8 protein-coding genes, 1 other RNA gene and 4 pseudogenes are annotated in these 16,708 nt (G+C 64.2%); 5 read left to right on the top strand and 8 right to left on the bottom strand.

Annotated elements, in window-relative coordinates:
• Nucleotides 1-80: 80 nt before the first annotated feature.
• Nucleotides 81-284: a hypothetical protein gene (locus M3O59_RS16125; RefSeq protein ID WP_249046889.1), complete on the bottom strand. Its 204-nt coding sequence runs from the start codon at nt 282-284 to the stop codon at nt 81-83.
• Between the two features lie 255 nt (nt 285-539).
• Between M3O59_RS16125 and M3O59_RS16120 the strand changes: the two genes are divergently transcribed.
• Nucleotides 540-1,856: a dicarboxylate/amino acid:cation symporter gene (locus tag M3O59_RS16120; protein ID WP_095522230.1), complete on the top strand. Its 1,317-nt coding sequence runs from the start codon at nt 540-542 to the stop codon at nt 1,854-1,856.
• 211 nt (nt 1,857-2,067) lie between these two features.
• A complete protein-coding gene (tkt, locus tag M3O59_RS16115; RefSeq protein WP_116905230.1) occupies nt 2,068-4,068 on the top strand; it encodes a transketolase in 2,001 nt (666 codons plus the stop codon).
• Nucleotides 4,069-4,153: 85 nt separating this feature from the next.
• Here tkt and M3O59_RS16110 read toward each other — a convergent pair.
• Nucleotides 4,154-4,339 (bottom strand): annotated as a pseudogene (locus M3O59_RS16110) (hypothetical protein); the annotation flags it as partial.
• Between the two features lie 210 nt (nt 4,340-4,549).
• On the opposite strand from M3O59_RS16110, the gene fhuE reads away from it, so the two are divergent.
• Complete coding sequence (fhuE, locus tag M3O59_RS16105) at nt 4,550-6,739, top strand: ferric-rhodotorulic acid/ferric-coprogen receptor FhuE (RefSeq protein WP_116905229.1); 2,190 nt, start codon at nt 4,550-4,552, stop codon at nt 6,737-6,739.
• A gap of 330 nt (nt 6,740-7,069) precedes the next feature.
• Here the strand turns inward: fhuE and M3O59_RS16100 are convergent.
• A pseudogene (locus tag M3O59_RS16100) lies at nt 7,070-8,016 on the bottom strand (LysR family transcriptional regulator).
• Between the two features lie 34 nt (nt 8,017-8,050).
• Here M3O59_RS16100 and M3O59_RS16095 point away from each other — a divergent pair.
• Nucleotides 8,051-8,593 (top strand): SDR family NAD(P)-dependent oxidoreductase, encoded by a 543-nt coding sequence (locus M3O59_RS16095; protein WP_116905228.1) that lies wholly within the window; start codon nt 8,051-8,053, stop codon nt 8,591-8,593.
• A gap of 58 nt (nt 8,594-8,651) precedes the next feature.
• A non-coding RNA gene (locus M3O59_RS16090) (sX9 sRNA) lies at nt 8,652-8,728 on the top strand.
• A 234-nt stretch (nt 8,729-8,962) separates the two neighbouring features.
• Here the strand turns inward: M3O59_RS16090 and M3O59_RS16085 are convergent.
• From M3O59_RS16085 to M3O59_RS16065, 5 genes and pseudogenes are all read right to left on the bottom strand, one after another.
• Entirely contained in the window at nt 8,963-9,691 is a 729-nt protein-coding gene (locus tag M3O59_RS16085; protein ID WP_116905227.1) for a M23 family metallopeptidase, read from the bottom strand.
• A 2-nt stretch (nt 9,692-9,693) separates the two neighbouring features.
• A complete protein-coding gene (locus tag M3O59_RS16080) occupies nt 9,694-10,623 on the bottom strand; it encodes a L,D-transpeptidase family protein (RefSeq protein ID WP_181920473.1) in 930 nt (309 codons plus the stop codon).
• 377 nt (nt 10,624-11,000) lie between these two features.
• Nucleotides 11,001-13,242, bottom strand: a pseudogene (locus M3O59_RS16075) (TonB-dependent receptor).
• 132 nt (nt 13,243-13,374) lie between these two features.
• Nucleotides 13,375-14,550, bottom strand: a pseudogene (locus M3O59_RS16070) (phosphatidylinositol-specific phospholipase C1-like protein).
• Between the two features lie 135 nt (nt 14,551-14,685).
• Entirely contained in the window at nt 14,686-16,644 is a 1,959-nt protein-coding gene (locus tag M3O59_RS16065; RefSeq protein ID WP_147308446.1) for an acetyl-CoA hydrolase/transferase C-terminal domain-containing protein, read from the bottom strand.
• Between the last annotated feature and the right edge of the window lie 64 nt (nt 16,645-16,708).

The following is a 16,708-nucleotide window of genomic DNA, read 5'->3' as shown; positions in this document are numbered from 1 at the left end:
GCGGGCAAGGACCAGTCGGGATGGTCGGTGTGCATGGTTTTCAACGAGCAACCGGCAAGCCGCGACGCGCTCCTCGCTCTTCACAAAACCACCAGCCAACTATCTGGTGCGGTGTCCTCGCCGATTGCGGGACCGTTGGCGGCATGGATGCCGCCACCGAGCCCCATGGACGGGTTGACGGCGTGTCCCACGAGCGGTGAGAGCACCGCGCACTCGACGTCTTTGCGTTTGCTGCAAGGCCCTTGCCAGCCCACCATCGCAGGACACGCTGCAAGTACGTCCATGTAAGCTCCGTGGCGGCATCCATGCCGCCAAGGGTCCCGCGACGGTGAGCGGGCAAGGACCAGGGGAGTTGGTCGGTGCGCAACGTGTTCAACAAGCACCCAGTAGTTGTCTGGCGCGGCGCCCTCATGACTGAGAGGCGCACCTGCTGAGAGGGGCACCTACCCGTAGCAGGCGCGCAAGTGCACCCGGGTAGGTGGCCGCATCCATGGCGTTTGTTAAGCTCCGGTCTTTGTGTCCAGAACAAGGCCGACCAGATGACTGCATCCCCAGCCGCGCGCCGCCCGGGCCTGCCCCTGCATTGGAAGATGGGGATTGGCTTCGCCGTTGGCCTGTTGTTGGGTCTGGCCGTTTATTACCTGGCCGGCAGTGATGCCGAGTGGGTGGGCTTGGCCACCAAGTACGTGACCACGCCGTTCTCGCAGATCTTCCTCAATCTGATCTTCATGCTGATCGTGCCGCTGCTGTTTTCGGCGCTGGTGATGGGCATTTCCGAGATGGGCGACATCCGTGCGCTGGGCCGCGTGGGGTGGCGCACGCTGGGCTATACCGTGGTGCTGTCCGGCGTGGCGGTGTTGCTGGGCCTGGTGCTGGTCAATGTGCTCAAGCCCGGTGCCGGCGTGGACCCGCAGCTGGCCAATCAGCTGATCCAGGAAAACGCTGAGCGCACCCGCGAGATCATCTCCAGCTCCGGCACCCAGCCGCAGGGGATGGACATGCTGCTGTCGATCGTGCCCAACAACGTGATTGCCGCCGCGTCCAGCAATGGCGCGATCCTGTCGCTGATGTTCTTTGCGGTGATGTTCGGCGTGGGCATGGTGCTGACCGCCGATGAAAAGGTCGCCACGCTCAGGCGCGGCATCGAAGGCATCTTCGAAATTTCCATGACCTTGATCGGGCTGGTGATCCGCCTGGCGCCGTATGCGGTGGCCTGCTTCATGTTCAACCTGGCGGCGTTGTTTGGCTTCGATCTGTTGATCCGGCTGGGCGCCTACGTGGGCGTGGTGGTACTGGCGCTGGGCCTGCACATGGTGGTCAGCTACGGGTTGGCGGTGAAGTTTGCCGGGCGCTCGCCGCTGGGCTTCTTCAAGCAGACCCAGCAGGCAACCATGATGGCGTTCTCCACTGCGTCCAGTAACGCGACCCTGCCGACCGCGCTGCGCGTGGCCGACGAGATGGGCCTGCCGCCACGCGTTTCACGCTTCGTGCTGACCGTGGGTGCCACCGCCAACCAGAACGGCACCGCGCTGTTCGAGGGCGTGACGGTGATCTTCCTGGCGCAGTTCTTCAACGTGGACCTGAGTATCGGCCAGCAGTTCATGGTGATGCTGGTGTGCATCCTGGGCGGTATCGGCACCGCGGGCGTGCCGTCCGGCTCGCTACCGGTGGTGGCGCTGATCTGCGCCATGGTCGGGGTCAACCCGGTGGGTATCGGCATGATCCTGGGCGTCAATCACTTCCTGGACATGTGCCGCACGGCGTTGAACGTGACCGGGGATCTGGCGCTGACGACCTTGGTGGCCAAAGGGGAGCCGGGACCGGGGACCGGGGACCCGGGACCCGCGAATGCCTAAGCAGTGCGATGAGCGGCCGACGGCATCCGTATCTGAAATGTCTTGGCAGGGCCGAGAATCCAGGGATTGCCGTAACGCGTGTTGACATCCGCTAAATAGAGACGAGGCTTCCCGGGTCCCGGGTCCCGGGTCCCGGCCCTAGTCACACACTGTGTGGGAGAATACGGGGCTCCGCTTCCAGCGGTGTTCCCCTCCGCTTCCATAGACGCCCATGACCCAGCCCACCCGCCGCCAGCTGGCCAACGCCATCCGTTTTCTCGCCGCAGACGCGGTCGAAGCCGCCAAATCCGGCCATCCCGGCATGCCGATGGGCATGGCCGATATCGCCGAAGTGCTGTGGAACGATTATTTCCGGCACAACCCGAACAACCCGCAGTGGTTCAACCGCGACCGGTTTGTGCTGTCCAACGGCCACGGCTCGATGCTGCAGTACGCGCTGCTGCACCTGTCCGGCTACGACCTGCCGATCGAGCAGCTCAAGCAGTTCCGTCAGTTGCACAGCAAGACCGCCGGCCACCCCGAGCGCAGCGAAACCCCCGGCGTGGAGACCACCACCGGTCCGCTGGGGCAGGGCTTTGCCAATGCGGTCGGGTTTGCGCTGGCCGAGAAATTGCTGGCGCAGCGCTACAACCGCCCGGAGCTGGAGATCGTCGATCACCGCACCTGGGTGTTCATGGGCGATGGCTGCCTGATGGAAGGCATTTCGCACGAAGCCGCCTCGCTGGCCGGCACCTGGGGCCTGGGCAAGCTGGTCGCGTTCTGGGACAACAACCAGATCTCCATCGACGGCAACACCGCCGGCTGGTTCAGCGACAACACCCCGGCACGCTTCGAGGCGTACGGCTGGCACGTCATCCGCGACGTGGACGGGCATGATGCCGACAAGATCAAGGCCGCCATCGAGGCCGCGCTGGAAAACAGCGACAAGCCCACGCTGATCTGCTGCCGCACCAAGATCGGTTTCGGTGCGCCCACCAAGGCCGGCAAGGAATCCTCGCACGGCGCGCCGCTGGGCAAGGAAGAACTGGAAGGCGCGCGCAAGGCACTCGAATGGCCGTACGGCCCGTTCGAAATTCCCGAAGAAATTTACGCCGGCTGGCGCGCCGGCGGCACCGGCACCCTGCGTCAGGCCGAGTGGGAGCAGCTGTTCGACAAGTACAGCAAGCAGTACGCCAGCGAAGCCGACGAGCTCACCCGTCGCTCGCACGGCGAGTTGCCGGCCGACTTCATTGCCAAGGCCGATGCCTACATCGCCAAGGCGCAGGAAGACGGCCAGACCATCGCCTCGCGCAAGGCCTCGCAGTTGGCGATCGAAGCGTTTGCGCCGTTGCTCCCCGAGTTGATCGGCGGCTCGGCCGATCTGGCGCATTCCAACCTGACCTTGTGGAAGGCCAGCAAGTCGGTGGCCACCGACGACCCGGACGCCAACTACGTGTATTACGGCGTGCGCGAGTTCGGCATGACCGCCATTGCCAATGGCCTGGCGCTGCATGGCGGCTTCATTCCGTTCGATGCCACCTTCCTGGTGTTCAGCGATTACGCGCGCAATGGCGTGCGCATGAGCGCATTGAACCCGGCACATGCCATCCACGTGTACACGCACGACTCGATCGGCCTGGGCGAAGACGGCCCGACCCATCAGCCGGTGGAACACCTGGCCTCGCTGCGCTACATCCCCAATAACGATGTGTGGCGCCCGGGCGATGCGGTGGAGTCGGCGGTGAGCTGGAAAGCGGCCATCACCCGCAAGGACGGCCCGAGTTGCCTGGTGTTCAGCCGCCAGAACCTGCAGCACCAGCCGCGCAGCGCCGAGCAGATCAAGTTGATCGAACGCGGTGGCTACGTGCTGGCCGATGCCGAAGGTGGCACGCCGAACGTGATCCTGATCGCCACCGGTTCGGAAGTCGGGCTGGCGGTGGAAGCCAAGCAGACCCTGGACGCCGCTGGTCTGAAGACGCGTGTGGTGTCGATGCCGTCCACCGACGTGTTCGACCGCCAGGATGCGGCGTATCGCGAATCGGTGTTGCCGAATGCAGTGCGCAAGCGTGTTGCGGTGGAAGCGGGCGTGACCGGCTTCTGGCGCAAGTACGTGGGCCTGGATGGCGATGTCGTCGGCATCGACACCTTCGGCGCCTCGGCGCCGGCCGACCAGTTGTATGCGTACTTCAAGATCACCGCCGAGCATGTGGTTGCGGCAGCCAAGGCGTTGTAAGGCCTTGCGTGGTGCTTGAAAGAAAAAGCCGGCGAAAGCCGGCTTTTTTGTTGAGCCTCGTGAGCGATGCGCGATGCGTCATCGTTCAACGGAAGCGTGGTGTGCTTCGGTGCGCGTCGTTGGCCAGCGCCGAGGCGCGGATTCTGGTCAGCCCCTTCAACTGTGCCTCCATCATCGGCGGGTTGGGATCGTGCCCGGTGCGTGGCAGCAGCAGGAATTGCTTGCTCGGGGCAGAAAGACCATCGAAGTAGGCCTTGCTGATCTCCGCTGGACCAGATCCTGCGAAATGCGCTCCGATCCAGGTAGCGCTTGCTTATGTCAAGAAAATGCTAAAAAAATGTCAACCCAGCTATTTAAAATGTGAATCATTCCCATTAAAATAGCGCGGTGCCGCTGGTACGGCACACCGCTTCCTCCCCCTTGTTGCCGGCGCGGCGTCTTCGCAGCGCGTGGTCTGATTCCGTCTGCGTTGGAGTTCCCGATGATCCGTAGTACCGAGTTGCGTCATGTTTCCATGGGCGCGCGTCGTCATGCCCTGCCGCGCGCGCTGTTCGCTGCGCTGTGCACGCTGGCCGCTGGCCAGGCATTGGCCGAGACGCCCGTTGCCGCCGCCGATGCCGAGGTCACCACGCTGGACCGGATGATCGTGCAGGGCGAACAGGCCAAGGGCTATACGGTGGAGAAGACCACCGCCGGCACGCGCATGAACCTGGCGCTGCGCGAGATTCCGCAGTCGGTCACCGTGATCACGCGCGACCGCATGGACGACCAGAACCTGCAGAGCATCACCGACGTGCTCAACAACGTTACCGGCATCTCGGTGGCGCAGAGCGACAGCGAGCGGCTGGAATTCTTCGCACGCGGGTTCTACATCGACAACTACCAGTTCGACGGTATCCCGGCCTATATGGAGCAGGCCTGGAGCTATGGCGATTCGGCGCTGGACGTGGCGCTGTACGACCGCGTCGAGGTGGTGCGCGGCGCCACCGGCCTGCTCACCGGCTCGGGCAATCCGTCGGCCTCGATCAATCTGGTGCGCAAGCACGCGCTCAGCCGCGACTTCACCGGCACCGTGTCGGTCGGCGGCGGTGATTTCAACAAGACCCGCAGTGTGGCCGATGTCACCGTGCCGCTGAGCCCAGAAGGCACCGTGCGCGCGCGCGTGATCGGCGTGTATCAGGATGGCGAGTCCGACATGGACCGCTACGGCCTGCGCAAGAAGATCGGCTCGGCGATCATCGATGCCGACCTCACCGACAGCACCTTGCTGAGCGTGGGCTACGAGTACCAGAAGAAGGAATCGAACGATGTCACCTGGGGCGGCTTCCCGCTGTTCTACAGCGATGGCACCCGCACCAACTACGACCGCTCGTTCAACCCGGCGGCCGACTGGACGTTCTGGGATACGCGTCTGCAGCGCACCTTCGCCAGCCTGCAGCAGAGCTTCGACAACGGTTGGAACCTCAAGGCCAATCTGAGCCATGAGAAGACCGAAGCGGCCAATCATCTGTTCTATCCGTTCTATACGATCTTCGGCTTCGACCGCGCCACCGGTGGCGGCGTGGTGCCGTATTCGGGCAACTACCTGACCGAGCGCAAGGCCGATGGCGCCGATGTCTATGCGGAGGGCCCGTTCCAGCTGTTCGGCCGCGAGCATCATCTGGTGGCCGGCGCCAGCTACAACCGCCGCGAATACGTCAACAACGGCACCTTCGATTTCCCGGCGCCGCTGGACAGCTACCTCGGCTGGAACGGCGCGTACGCGGAACCCAACTGGAGCCCGCGCACGGTGCAGAGCGATGGCACCATCAAGCAGAAGGCCGCCTACGTGGCTGCACGCTTCTCGCTGGCCGACCCGCTGACGCTGTTGGTGGGCGCACGCTATACCGATTGGCAGATCGATGGCCGCAATTTCGATGCGGTGCAGGGGCTCGTACCGTTCTCCGACACGCAGACCGAAGTGACTCCGTACGCCGGTCTGGTGTACGACATCGACGATGTGTGGTCGACCTACGTCAGCTACACCGAAATCTTCAACCCGCAGACCCTGCGCGATGCCAATGGCGGCTACCTGGACCCGTTGAGCGGCAAGGGCTACGAAGCCGGCGTCAAGGCCGCATGGTTCGACGATCAGCTCAATGCTTCGTTGGCCGTGTTCCGCATCGAGCAGGACAACCTTGGCGTGGCCACCGGCGGTTTCGTGCCGGGCAGCAGCGAGTCCGCGTTCGTGGCTGCCAGCGGTGTGGTCAGCGAAGGCTTCGACTTTGAGCTCTCCGGCCGCCTGACCCAGGGCTGGAACGCCACCTTTGGCGCCTCGCACTACACCGCGCGCGACGACAGCGGCACATCGATCAACACGCATCTGCCGCGCACCACCATCAAACTGTTCAGCAGCTACACCCCGCAGGGTGCATGGAGCGATCTGACCGTCGGCGGTGGCGTCAACTGGCAGAACCGGTCGTACTACGTGGACCCGGTGTACGGCACCTTCCAGCAGAGCGCCTATGCCTTGGTGAGCGCCTTCGCACGCTATCGCCTGTCGCCGCAGTTCTCGGTGCAACTCAACGTCGATAACCTGCTCGACAAGCGCTACTACGCGCAGTTCAACGGTGGTTACGGCGCGTGGGGCGCATCGCGCAACGGCATGCTGACCTTCAACTACACGTTCTGATTGGGAACGACATCGGGCGCTTGGCCGGCTCGATGTGGTTGGTACGTGGCACAGGCATCTTGCAGAGATGCCTGTGCTTTTTTATGTGCGCCCGATTTATATGTACCCGACTTGCTACGGCTTGCGGCTATCGCGCAGGAGGATTTTCTGCGCGATCACTGCACTCACCGACAGGCAGGTTTGCAGCACGCTGTGTCGTCGCAACAACAACCGCGCAAGACACTGGCCAGCAACGACGTTGCGGGTGCGCTGCGAGGCATGCACTACCGAGCTTGGCTGTGCATGACTCCATCGCTCGCTCGCGTCGGGCTGCGCTATGGCGCGTGCTGTTCACTGCATAAGCGGCTGCAGATGCGGTGCCATCACCTCTGCCACCCAATCCATGAAGGCGCGCACGCGTTGCGGCAGATGTCGGCGCTGTGCGTAGAACAGCGTCCCTGGCATCGGTTCGGCAGCCAGCTCGGGCAGGATGTCCACCAGTGGGCCGCTGTCCAGGTACGCGGGTAGCGGGCTGGCCGGTGCCTGGATGATGCCAAGCCCCGCGAGTGCGGCAGCAAGATAGCCATCGCCGTTGTTCACCGTTACCGGGCCGCGCATCGGCAGCAGTTGATACGCCTGCCCGTCGTAATACTCGAAGCTCGAGGAGTACTGGCCCAGCGTGGGCGCGTAATGCAGCAGATCGTGCCGGGCCAGATCGTCCGGGCAGTGCCGGCGTGCCGGGCTCGGCGAGGTACGCTGCGCTGGCGCAGCTGACGATGCGAAATGCGCCAAGCGGGCGCGCCACCAGACTGGTGTCTTCCAGCGTGCCGACCCGCAGCACGCAATCAAAGCCCTCGCGCACCACATCCACCTGCGGGTACTGCGCCAGAAATGCCGGCAAGACGGGGATCACGAAGTTGCGTGCGATGCCGGTGGACATGTCTACGCGCAGGCGCCCACGCAATTGGCTGCGTTCGCGCTGGAGCATGCCCTGCAATTGGTCCGTGTCGTCTAGCAGGTCGCGGCTGCGCTGATTAGAACGCGGTGCCGTCGCCGGTAAGCTGCACGCGTCGCGTGGTGCGATGCAGGAGCTGGGTACCGAGCGAGGCTTCCAGCCGTTGCACGGCGGTCGAGACGCTGGCCTTGGGGAGCCCCAGGGTGTCGGCGGCGCGAGTGAAGCTGCCCAGTTCGGCCACGCGCAGAAACGCCCGCAGCGACTCCAAGGTGTCCATCGATCGGTCGGTGATCTTGAACGGTGCAATCAGGGTGAGTCGATTTATGCGGCGTCGCAAGCGCAATAGCTTAGGTGCTCCTTCTTGGCGGAACACACGCATGTCGACCACTACCACTGCACCCATCGCTGTGATTACCGGCGGCAGCCGCGGCTTGGGCCGCAACGCGGCGCTTGCGCTCGCTGCCGATGGCAGCGACATCGCGTTGACCTACCGCAGCCAGGCCGATGAGACCGCCGCTGTGGTGGCAGAGATCCACAAGCACGGCCGGCGCGCGCACGCGTTGCAACTCGATGTTGCCGACGCCGATCCCTTTGCCGCCTTCGCGCAGCTGAAGCAGGTGCTGGCTGGTTGGGGACCCAGCCAGTTCGATGCGCTGGTCAACAACGCCGGGACCGGCCTGCACGCGTCCTTCGCCGACACCACGCCGGCGCAGTTCGATGGCTTGGTTGCCATCCATCTCAAGGGGCCGTCTTTCCTGCGCGACAACGCGCAGGTCGATGCAATGGTTTCCTCGGTCACCGCGTTGGGTCGCCCCGGGCTGCCGGACGACATCGGGCCGGCGGTGGCCGCATTGCTTGCACCGGGCATTGCCTGGATCAATGCGCAACGTATCGAAGTCTCTGGAGGGATGTTGATTTAAGCGACTTACGAACCGACTGCGCTTACCGACTTGCGGGCGCGGCCGATGTCAGTGCGGCATGTGCCACGCGTGCATGCCGGTTGCTGCGCGTCGGCCTCACTCATCCGGTGACTGCTCGCTACGTTCCTGTCAGCAGCGCTAAGGGTGGCGGTTCAACCGCAAAGGGCGCTACGTCGCTCACTGAGATCGCAGCGCTCGTATGCGGATGCCTTTTTGTGCGTTTCATGCGCTGCCTACAGCGTGGGCAAGCCGGATACATAGACAGATCGATCGGATCGACGCCGCTTCTTGCCGTTGGCAAGAACTGCCCATAAAAAAGGCCTGCGCAAACTACACAGGCCTTTGGCGACATCCACTCGGGCAATTGTCTCACTGCAAGGCCTGGTCGCCATGCAATACCGGGTAGGGATTCAACGGGTCTCCCTTCCACCATTGTTTTTCCGGCCCCAGCCGATGGATCTCGAAGTGCAGATGCGGTGCGGCGGGATTCGCGTTACCGGTGCTGCCGACGTAGCCGATGACCTGACCGCGCTTGATCGATTGTGTCTCCGCCAGGCCGTCGGCGTAGCGCTCCAGATGCGCGTAGTAATAGCAATAATTGCCGCCGGGCTCGAACTGGTACACGGTCAGGCCGCCGCGTTCGCTGTTGAAGAGTTTTTCCACCGTGCCGTCGGCCACTGCAACCACCGGGGTGCCGGTGGGCGCAAGAATGTCGATGGCATCGTGCACGCGGCCTTCGCTACGCGCATCGGTATAGGTGTCCTGCAGCTGGCTGGCGCCGATGCCTTGTACCGGGATCAGCAGGCCGCTGCCCGGTGCCGTGGTCTCGGCAGCAGGCGCCGGCGTTGCTGCCACGGGCATGCCGGTTGGCGCGGCATCGGGTGCTGGCGCAGCGGCAACCGCGGGGGCCGCCGTGGGCGCCGGAGCAGGCGATGCCGCCGATGCCGCCGATGCGGAACCTGCCGCAGTGGGGTCCTTGGCGATAGTGGCAGCGCTGGATGCCGGCGCTACGTTTGCCTCGGGTGCGGTGCGTTCCAGCCACCAATAGCCGGCTGCACCCAGCAGCATGCCGATCACCAAGATCATCAGCAGTTTCATGCTTACTCCTGCATCACCACCGGCAACGACGGGCCGACCACGCTGGCCAGGTTGACCACGTCCCAGTTGGTCAGGCGCACACAGCCATGCGATTCGGTCTTGCCGACGTGGCCGGGTTCCGGGGTGCCGTGCAGGCCGTAATGCGGCTTGGACAGATCGATCCAGACGCGGCCGACCGGGTTATTCGGGCCCGATGGCAAGGTGGCTTTCTGATCGCCTTTTTTCGCGTCCCAGAACAGTTTGGGGTTGTACTTGAACACCGGGTCGCGCGAGGTGCCCAGGATCTTCCAGCGGCCGATCGGCAGCGGATCGTGCTTGCTGCCGGAGGACACCGGGAATTGCGCATAGACCTTGCCGTCGGCATCGAACAGCCGCAGCGTCGAGTCGGATTTGTCCACGACCAGCTTGGCTGGCTTGGCCAGCGGGGCAACCCCGTCGATGTTGGGAACCTGGATCGCGTTGCCGGCCTTGCTCAGATCCACGCCGGGGTTGAGCTGGCGCAGCAACGCAGGGTCGGCATGAAAGCGCTCGCCCAGGGATTCATCCACCGAGGTGTAGCCGAGCGAAGGCAGCTTGGCTTGTTCGGCCGGGCCCTTGGGAATCGCCTGGAACGGGCCGGCAACATCGGCATCGGTGAGCGTGTAGTGCACCAGCGCCGGTGTGCTGTCGGCCTGCAAGGCCTGCCAGGTGGCATCGTCCAGTTCGCCGGTCACCTTGATGTTGTGTGCGGCCTGGAACCCGGAGACCGCACGCTTCTGATTGGAGCCACGTTCGCCATCGATCTGGCCTGGGGAAAAATGCGCGCGGTCCAGCAGCACCTGCGCATGCAGGTCCGAGCGTGGGCCGGTGGCGACGGCTTTTGCGGCAGGCGTCGCCGTCGGCGCAGGGGCGGCAGCAGGCGCAGCTTGCGGTGCTTGTGCCAGCGCAGACAACGAAGTGCTCAACGACAGGGCGAGCAAACAGACGCGAGCGTAAGAGCGAGGGGGCATGTGCAGGTCCGCAAAGAGGCAAGCGCGCACAGTGCCGTAGCGGCCTGCGTTTGCTGCGTGAAATGGCTGCACCCGGACTGACTGAGGCGCGATGGCGCTGCGGTCCTTGCTCGATGAGGGCTGTGCGGTTCCGGGTTGCGCGGCGGTCCTCACGACGCCACCGCGTTGCACGCGGGTCATGAAGGCTGGCTTGCGAGACCTCGACCTCGCAGCATTGATCGGAGGCCGACCGCCTGCATCATGCGCAGACAATCGACCGATGACCTGTGCGCCCACGTGCAAGAGCACCCGCCTGGTCGCCTACCGCCCTGGCCCGATGGTCAGTAGGTATGGCCCACTGTCAGCAGGTACACCCGCCCGGTCTGCACGTAAGCGCCATCGGCGCTGGGGTCGTAGGCCATGTAGCGCTTGGACTTGCCCTGGGTTTCGTAGAACGTGGCGGCGTTGAGCAGGTTCTTGGCCGAGACACCGACATCGATAGGTGCGGCAAATGGTAGGTCGCATTGAAGTCCAACGACTTCACCGGTTGCAGGTAGTCGTTGAGCCGGTCGCTGGTCAAGCCCAGCAATTGCAGGCCGGTGTAGTTGTAGCTCAGGTCGGTGCGCAGATGCGTATCGTCGTAGAACAGGTCCAGGTTGTAGATGCGCTCGGGCGCACGCGGTAGCCAGGTCTTTTCCGGCTGATCTCTGCGTTTGCTGTCTGCCTGGCTGCGTTGCAGCGTGAGGTTGGCAGTGACGCCCAGATTGCTCCAGTGCCCCGGCAACTGCTGCAGCCGTTTGCTTGCTGCCAACTCCAGTCCGTAGAGCGTTGCGGTGCCGCCGTTCTGCGGCATGGTCACCGGTACGCCGTTTTCGAAGGTCGTGCCGGTCGGCACCAGCCCGCCCAGAGTGTTGTCGTTGCCAGTGGCCGATTGGGATGTATAGATGAAGCCGCTGATGCGCTTGTAGTACGTCGAGGCGCTGAGCACGCCGCCGGTGTGGTCGTAGAACTCGGCAGACAGGTCGGCGTTGTCGGCAGTGCTTGCCTGCAGGTTGGGGTTGGGCTTGGAGATGCCGACCACCCTTTGGGTGTCGTCGATCGAATACACCGTCTCGCCGGAAATCAGCCCGAACGCCGGCCGGCTGAAACTGCGCCGCAACGCCGCGCGATACACGGTGAGATCGTTCGGCCGATAGTTGATGCCGATGCCCGGCAAGACCTTGCCATAGGTGCTGCCGCTGCCGACCAAACTGCCGGCGCTGCCATCGCCGCTGGATTGCCAGGATTGGGCCGAGTAGCGCGTCAGCTCGTAACGCACACCAGGCAGCACGCTCACCGCGCCGATATGCAGCGCGGCCATTGCGTAACCGGAATAGATCGCCTCGGTGCTGGAGGTGGTGTTGGCGTTGTAGTCGTTGGCGGTGTAACTGCCTGCGCCGTTCGGATCGGCAATATATTTGTAAGGCAGCGCCTGCGCGCGCATCCAGCCGCGATCCAGCAGTTTGAACGGCCCGGCGTAGTAACCATCGAATGCGTTGTAGGTGATGCGGCCGGGAATCGCGCTCAGCGGCGTGCCCCCGGCGGCGGGAGTAGCCACCGCGCACCGCCGTGGGTTGGTTGCGATAGGTTTCCAGGCGCGCGCTGGACTGGTCCTGGGTGCCGGTGACGCCGTAACTGCCGTAGATGGCACGCGCATACAGCGCGCTGGTATCGCCTTGCCAATCCAGCGACAGATTGCCGCCGTGGCGTTCGATCTGGCTGGTGTACAGGCTGTAGTTGTAGCGGGCGCTGATCAATGGGCCCACATCACGCAGGTCGGTGGCTGCGGCGGGCGCAGGGTCTGCCGGCACATATGTGCTGTTGGGCGCCGGTGCCTGCGCCATAGTGTTGTTCTTGCCGTAATAAGCCGATGCGTGGATCCCGAAGGCGTCGCCTTCCCCCGAACTTCCAGGCCAGCTCCTGCTGGAAGGTACCGCCGCCGTGCTTGCCGCCCAGATGCTTGGCCAATGCGTTGAACTGGCCTTGCGCGGTGCTCTTGGCATACACATCGCGGTCGAAATCGAACGCATTGGGGGTGCGCATGTCGATCGCGCCACCGATCGAATCGCCGGGCATGTCGGGCGTGGGCGATTTGGACACCTGCACCGACTGGATGCCGAACGGTGCCAGCATGTTCAACGAAATGGCGCGTGTCGACGAATCGGTCTCCGGCATGCCGAAGCCGTTGAGCGTGTACGCGTTGTAGCTGGCATCCATGCCGCGGATGCAGACGTAGGCGTTTTCGCCGGTGGTGGCCTGGCCAAGATGCATGTCGCTGTAGGCCGATAAACCCGGCATGTGCGCCACGACATCGGCAATGCCGCCGGAGGGGATCGCATCGATCTGCTGCTTGCTCATCACGCTGTTGACGCTGTTGGACAGGCGCTGCTCATTCAGCGATCCCGGTGCCTCGGCGTGGGTGGCTTGCACGGTGACCGAATCCAACGTGGTGGTGGTCAGCTCTGCAGCGTGTGCAAATGCTGGTGCGGAAAGCACCACGGCAATGGCACAGCTCAGGCGATGGAAGGGACGGGAAGACTGCATGCTCAGGGCTCGCGGAAGTGGGAAGGAGTGCCCGCATCCAGTGAACGGGCACTGGCCTGGGTCGCCGACGCCTTCCATTGCGACAGGTCTGATGCGTGGGGTTAGCCGGCGCGTGTATGCGCGGCGCTGCGCTCAATGGCGCAGGTCGAGGCCGCTGCAGTGCACGCTTGGTCGCTGCGGATTGCAGCGCGCCACGGCAGCGTGATCGAAGCGCACCACGTAGCCGTTATCGGCCGGCTCGTTGATCGGGAAATCGGTACTGAGCAATTGCGCGCCGCTGGCCAGCATGGCGTCGCGCCGGGAGGTGTCGTTGCGCTGCGCTTCTTTCAGATCGGCATCGGCACGCGCACGCACCAGATAACCGGCCTTGACCAACTGCGCGATGTCATCGGCGGGGCCGTCGTTGCGCTCGATAAATGCCGCATCGTCCTCGCCCGGCACCGCATTGGTGAAACACACGCGGCCGTGCAGTGATGGATGGCCGGGCAGGTAGCTGGCGCCTGCAGCGCGTTGGTCGAGCAGAAACACCACCTTGCCGCGCGCTTGATCCAACGATGGCCAGCCATGCGCGAGCACGCCGGCATTGAGGGTGCGCGCGCTGCCCCGTACCTGATCGGGGCTGATGTACTCATCGGGCTGGAACACCTAGCGCAGTTCGGCATCCAGCGCATCCATCGCTTTCGTGTCGAACGGTTCGGGTTACACGGTGGGGAACGCCAGCGCTATCGGCGTCTGCTTGGTTCCCAGCAGGATGAAGATCGGCACATGGCCCGGGTGCTGCTTCGACCAGGTGCGGATGTCCTGCAGGCAGGCAATCAAGGGTTGGCAATTGCTGCGCTGGTCAAGATCCTGCACATGCATGACCTTGAAGCCCGGCGTCTCCATCACCCCGGCCGGCGCGCTTGCCGGTGCGGCCGGCAGTCCGGCCTTGGCGATCTGCGCGACGATGGCCGGGTGCGCATAGCGCCCGCCCTGTGCATCGGCGAAGATGTCCCGTTCGAGTTGGCGCACGCCAGCGTCGAGTTGCTGCGTCAATGCGGTATGGCGGTAATCCAGTGCAGCAAACAGTGCCGGGTCCAGGTGCTTCAACACAGCCGCTTCGCTGGGTGCAACGCCGGCGTGGTAGCTGTTGTGGCTGCCGATGTACTGCAGATCGGTGAGACGCGGCGCAGCTTGCGCGGCAACATTGCTCAGCACCAGCGCGGTGAAGAAGACGATACGCGTGGTGGCTCTTCGCTTCGCGCGCACCAGCTTCGGTTTGCGGGTGATGCCTGACGTGACAGCAGTAAAAGCGCCAAAAAGATGCATGCAGTACAGCCGGGAAGCGACGAGGCCGCCATCATCGCGGCCCAGCTTGACGCATGTCTTTCTGCAGTGTGTCCGTGATGCGTCAGGTCTTGCTGCAAGGGGTTCGTGTTGGTTGCAACATCGTGACATTGTTTCTCACGACGGGGCGGTCTGTTGCAGCGCATAGGTCAGCAACCGCGCCTGCACGCGGTCGCCCAGGCTGCGTGGTGCATCCAGCGCCATGCGCTGCAGGCAGGCAACATCATTCGCATCCAACGCTTTGCGTGCGAGCAGTGCGCGGCACACCGTGGCGATTTTTCCGCCGGTGCCAGCCGTTGCGCATTTGAGCCAGCTCAATGCACGCAGCAGACGGTGCTCGATCTCGGTGAAGTCGCTGCCGAGCGGGTACTCGGGCAGGCTGCCGTCGCGTCGAAACGGCGCCAGCGCCTGTTCCAGTGCCTGTGGTGTGTTGCGTTGCGCACGTGCCGGCAGCACCGGGGCGGTGCGCAGCTTGCGCGACTGTTTGGCCTGGGCAAGCAGCGCGTCCTGGAAGCGCGCATCGCAGATGGCGGCCATTTCCACCACGCAGTCCTGGTCGGTCTTGTGGCGCAGATCGGCGATGCCGTATTCGGTGATGTAAAGGTCGCGCAGATGGCGTGGAATGGTGGTGTGGCCATAGTTCCAGCGCAGGTTGCTGGCGGTGTGCGCGCCAGTCTCGCGGGTGGCACGCAGCATCAAGCTGCTGCGCGCCTGCGGCAGGGCATGCGCCATCGCCACGAAGTTGTATTGCCCGCCCACGCCGGAGACCATGCGGCCATCTTCCAGCCCGTCGGACACCGCCGCCCCCAACGCAGTTGCCATCATGCAGGAGTTGAAGAAGCGTGCGTCCTTGCGCTGCAACCGCTGCAGCGCCTCGTTGCCGCCGTAAAGCTGATTGATCTCGCTGATGCGGCGCATGCCGATTGCCGCGCGTGTTGGCGCATCCAGATCGCGCAACCATTGGTAGAACGCCGGCGAGCCGAGATAGAACGCGCCATGCAGGAACTCGCCTTCGGCTGCCAGCCGTGCATGGTCTGCTGCATCGGCGCTGCCATCGCTGATGCGCTGCATCAGCGGCAGATCGTCATGCACCTTGCGGCGGATCACGCCGCTGTCCACCAGTTGCTTGAAGCCTTCGTTGAGCATTTCGCTGCAGCCGTACAAGCCGATGGCGAACGGCGCCAGGCCGCCGCTTGCCTGCACGGCCGGGTGCTGTTCCAGTGCCGGATCCAGTGCCTGCAGCACGCGGCGATAGGTCGCGTTATCGGTATGCCGCAGCACCAACGCATGGCTCAGTGCATCGGCGAGCGTGCCGATGCCGATCTGCAAGGTGCCGCCATCGCGCACCAGGGTGCTGGCATACAGGCCGATGGCGTAGTCGACGCTGCTCACCGCCTGCCGCGGTAAGCCGAACAAGCGTGGGGAAGCACCGGGCAGGTCGATGACCAGATCGAAGAACGCGGCATCCACGGCGGCAGTGCCCCCCATCCACGGCAGTTGCGGGTCCACTTCGGCCACCAGCATTGGGCGCGGCAAGCCCAATGCCTGCACCGCATCCAGGGTGTCCTGGGTGATGTCGTTGTTGCACGACAGCGACAGCCGCGTGCCGCCGGGTTCGCGCGCCACCTTCTGCACGATCAGGTTGGGCGCGCGTTGCGCGACCGCGGCGGCAGCATGCGTGTAGTTGAGACTCGTGTAATCGGCCTGGGCCTGGGTGGAATGCAGCAACCCGCCGGACTGCATGTAGAACTCTTCCACCTGCACATGCGCGGGCAGGGCGTCGCGCAGCATCGCATCGACATAGGCAAGGCGCGGAAAATCTTCGCCGAAGTGACGCGCGATGAACGGTGCGGCAAAGCGTGCCTCCAGCCCCGCGCCCGGCCTGGGCGGATTGAGCGACAACGCCGTGTACACCGCCAGGGGCCGCGACGGCGTGTCCTTGATGCGGGCATACAGCGCGTTCAACAGGCGATGCGGCTTGCCGATGCCCAGCGGTGCGCCGACGCGCAGCGGGCCATCGATACGTTGCAGGATATGCGAAACGGCAGTGCTCAACTCAGTGACATGCGTACTCATGCACGAGAGCGTAGCCGAAAGCGCTGTCGTGCTGGCACCGACAGCTGTCAGGTGATACCCGACG

The sequence above is a fragment of the Xanthomonas nasturtii genome, assembly GCF_023337365.3.
GTDB classification, from domain to species: Bacteria; Pseudomonadota; Gammaproteobacteria; order Xanthomonadales; family Xanthomonadaceae; genus Xanthomonas; species Xanthomonas nasturtii.
This window is presented reverse-complemented; position numbering and strand designations above follow the sequence as displayed.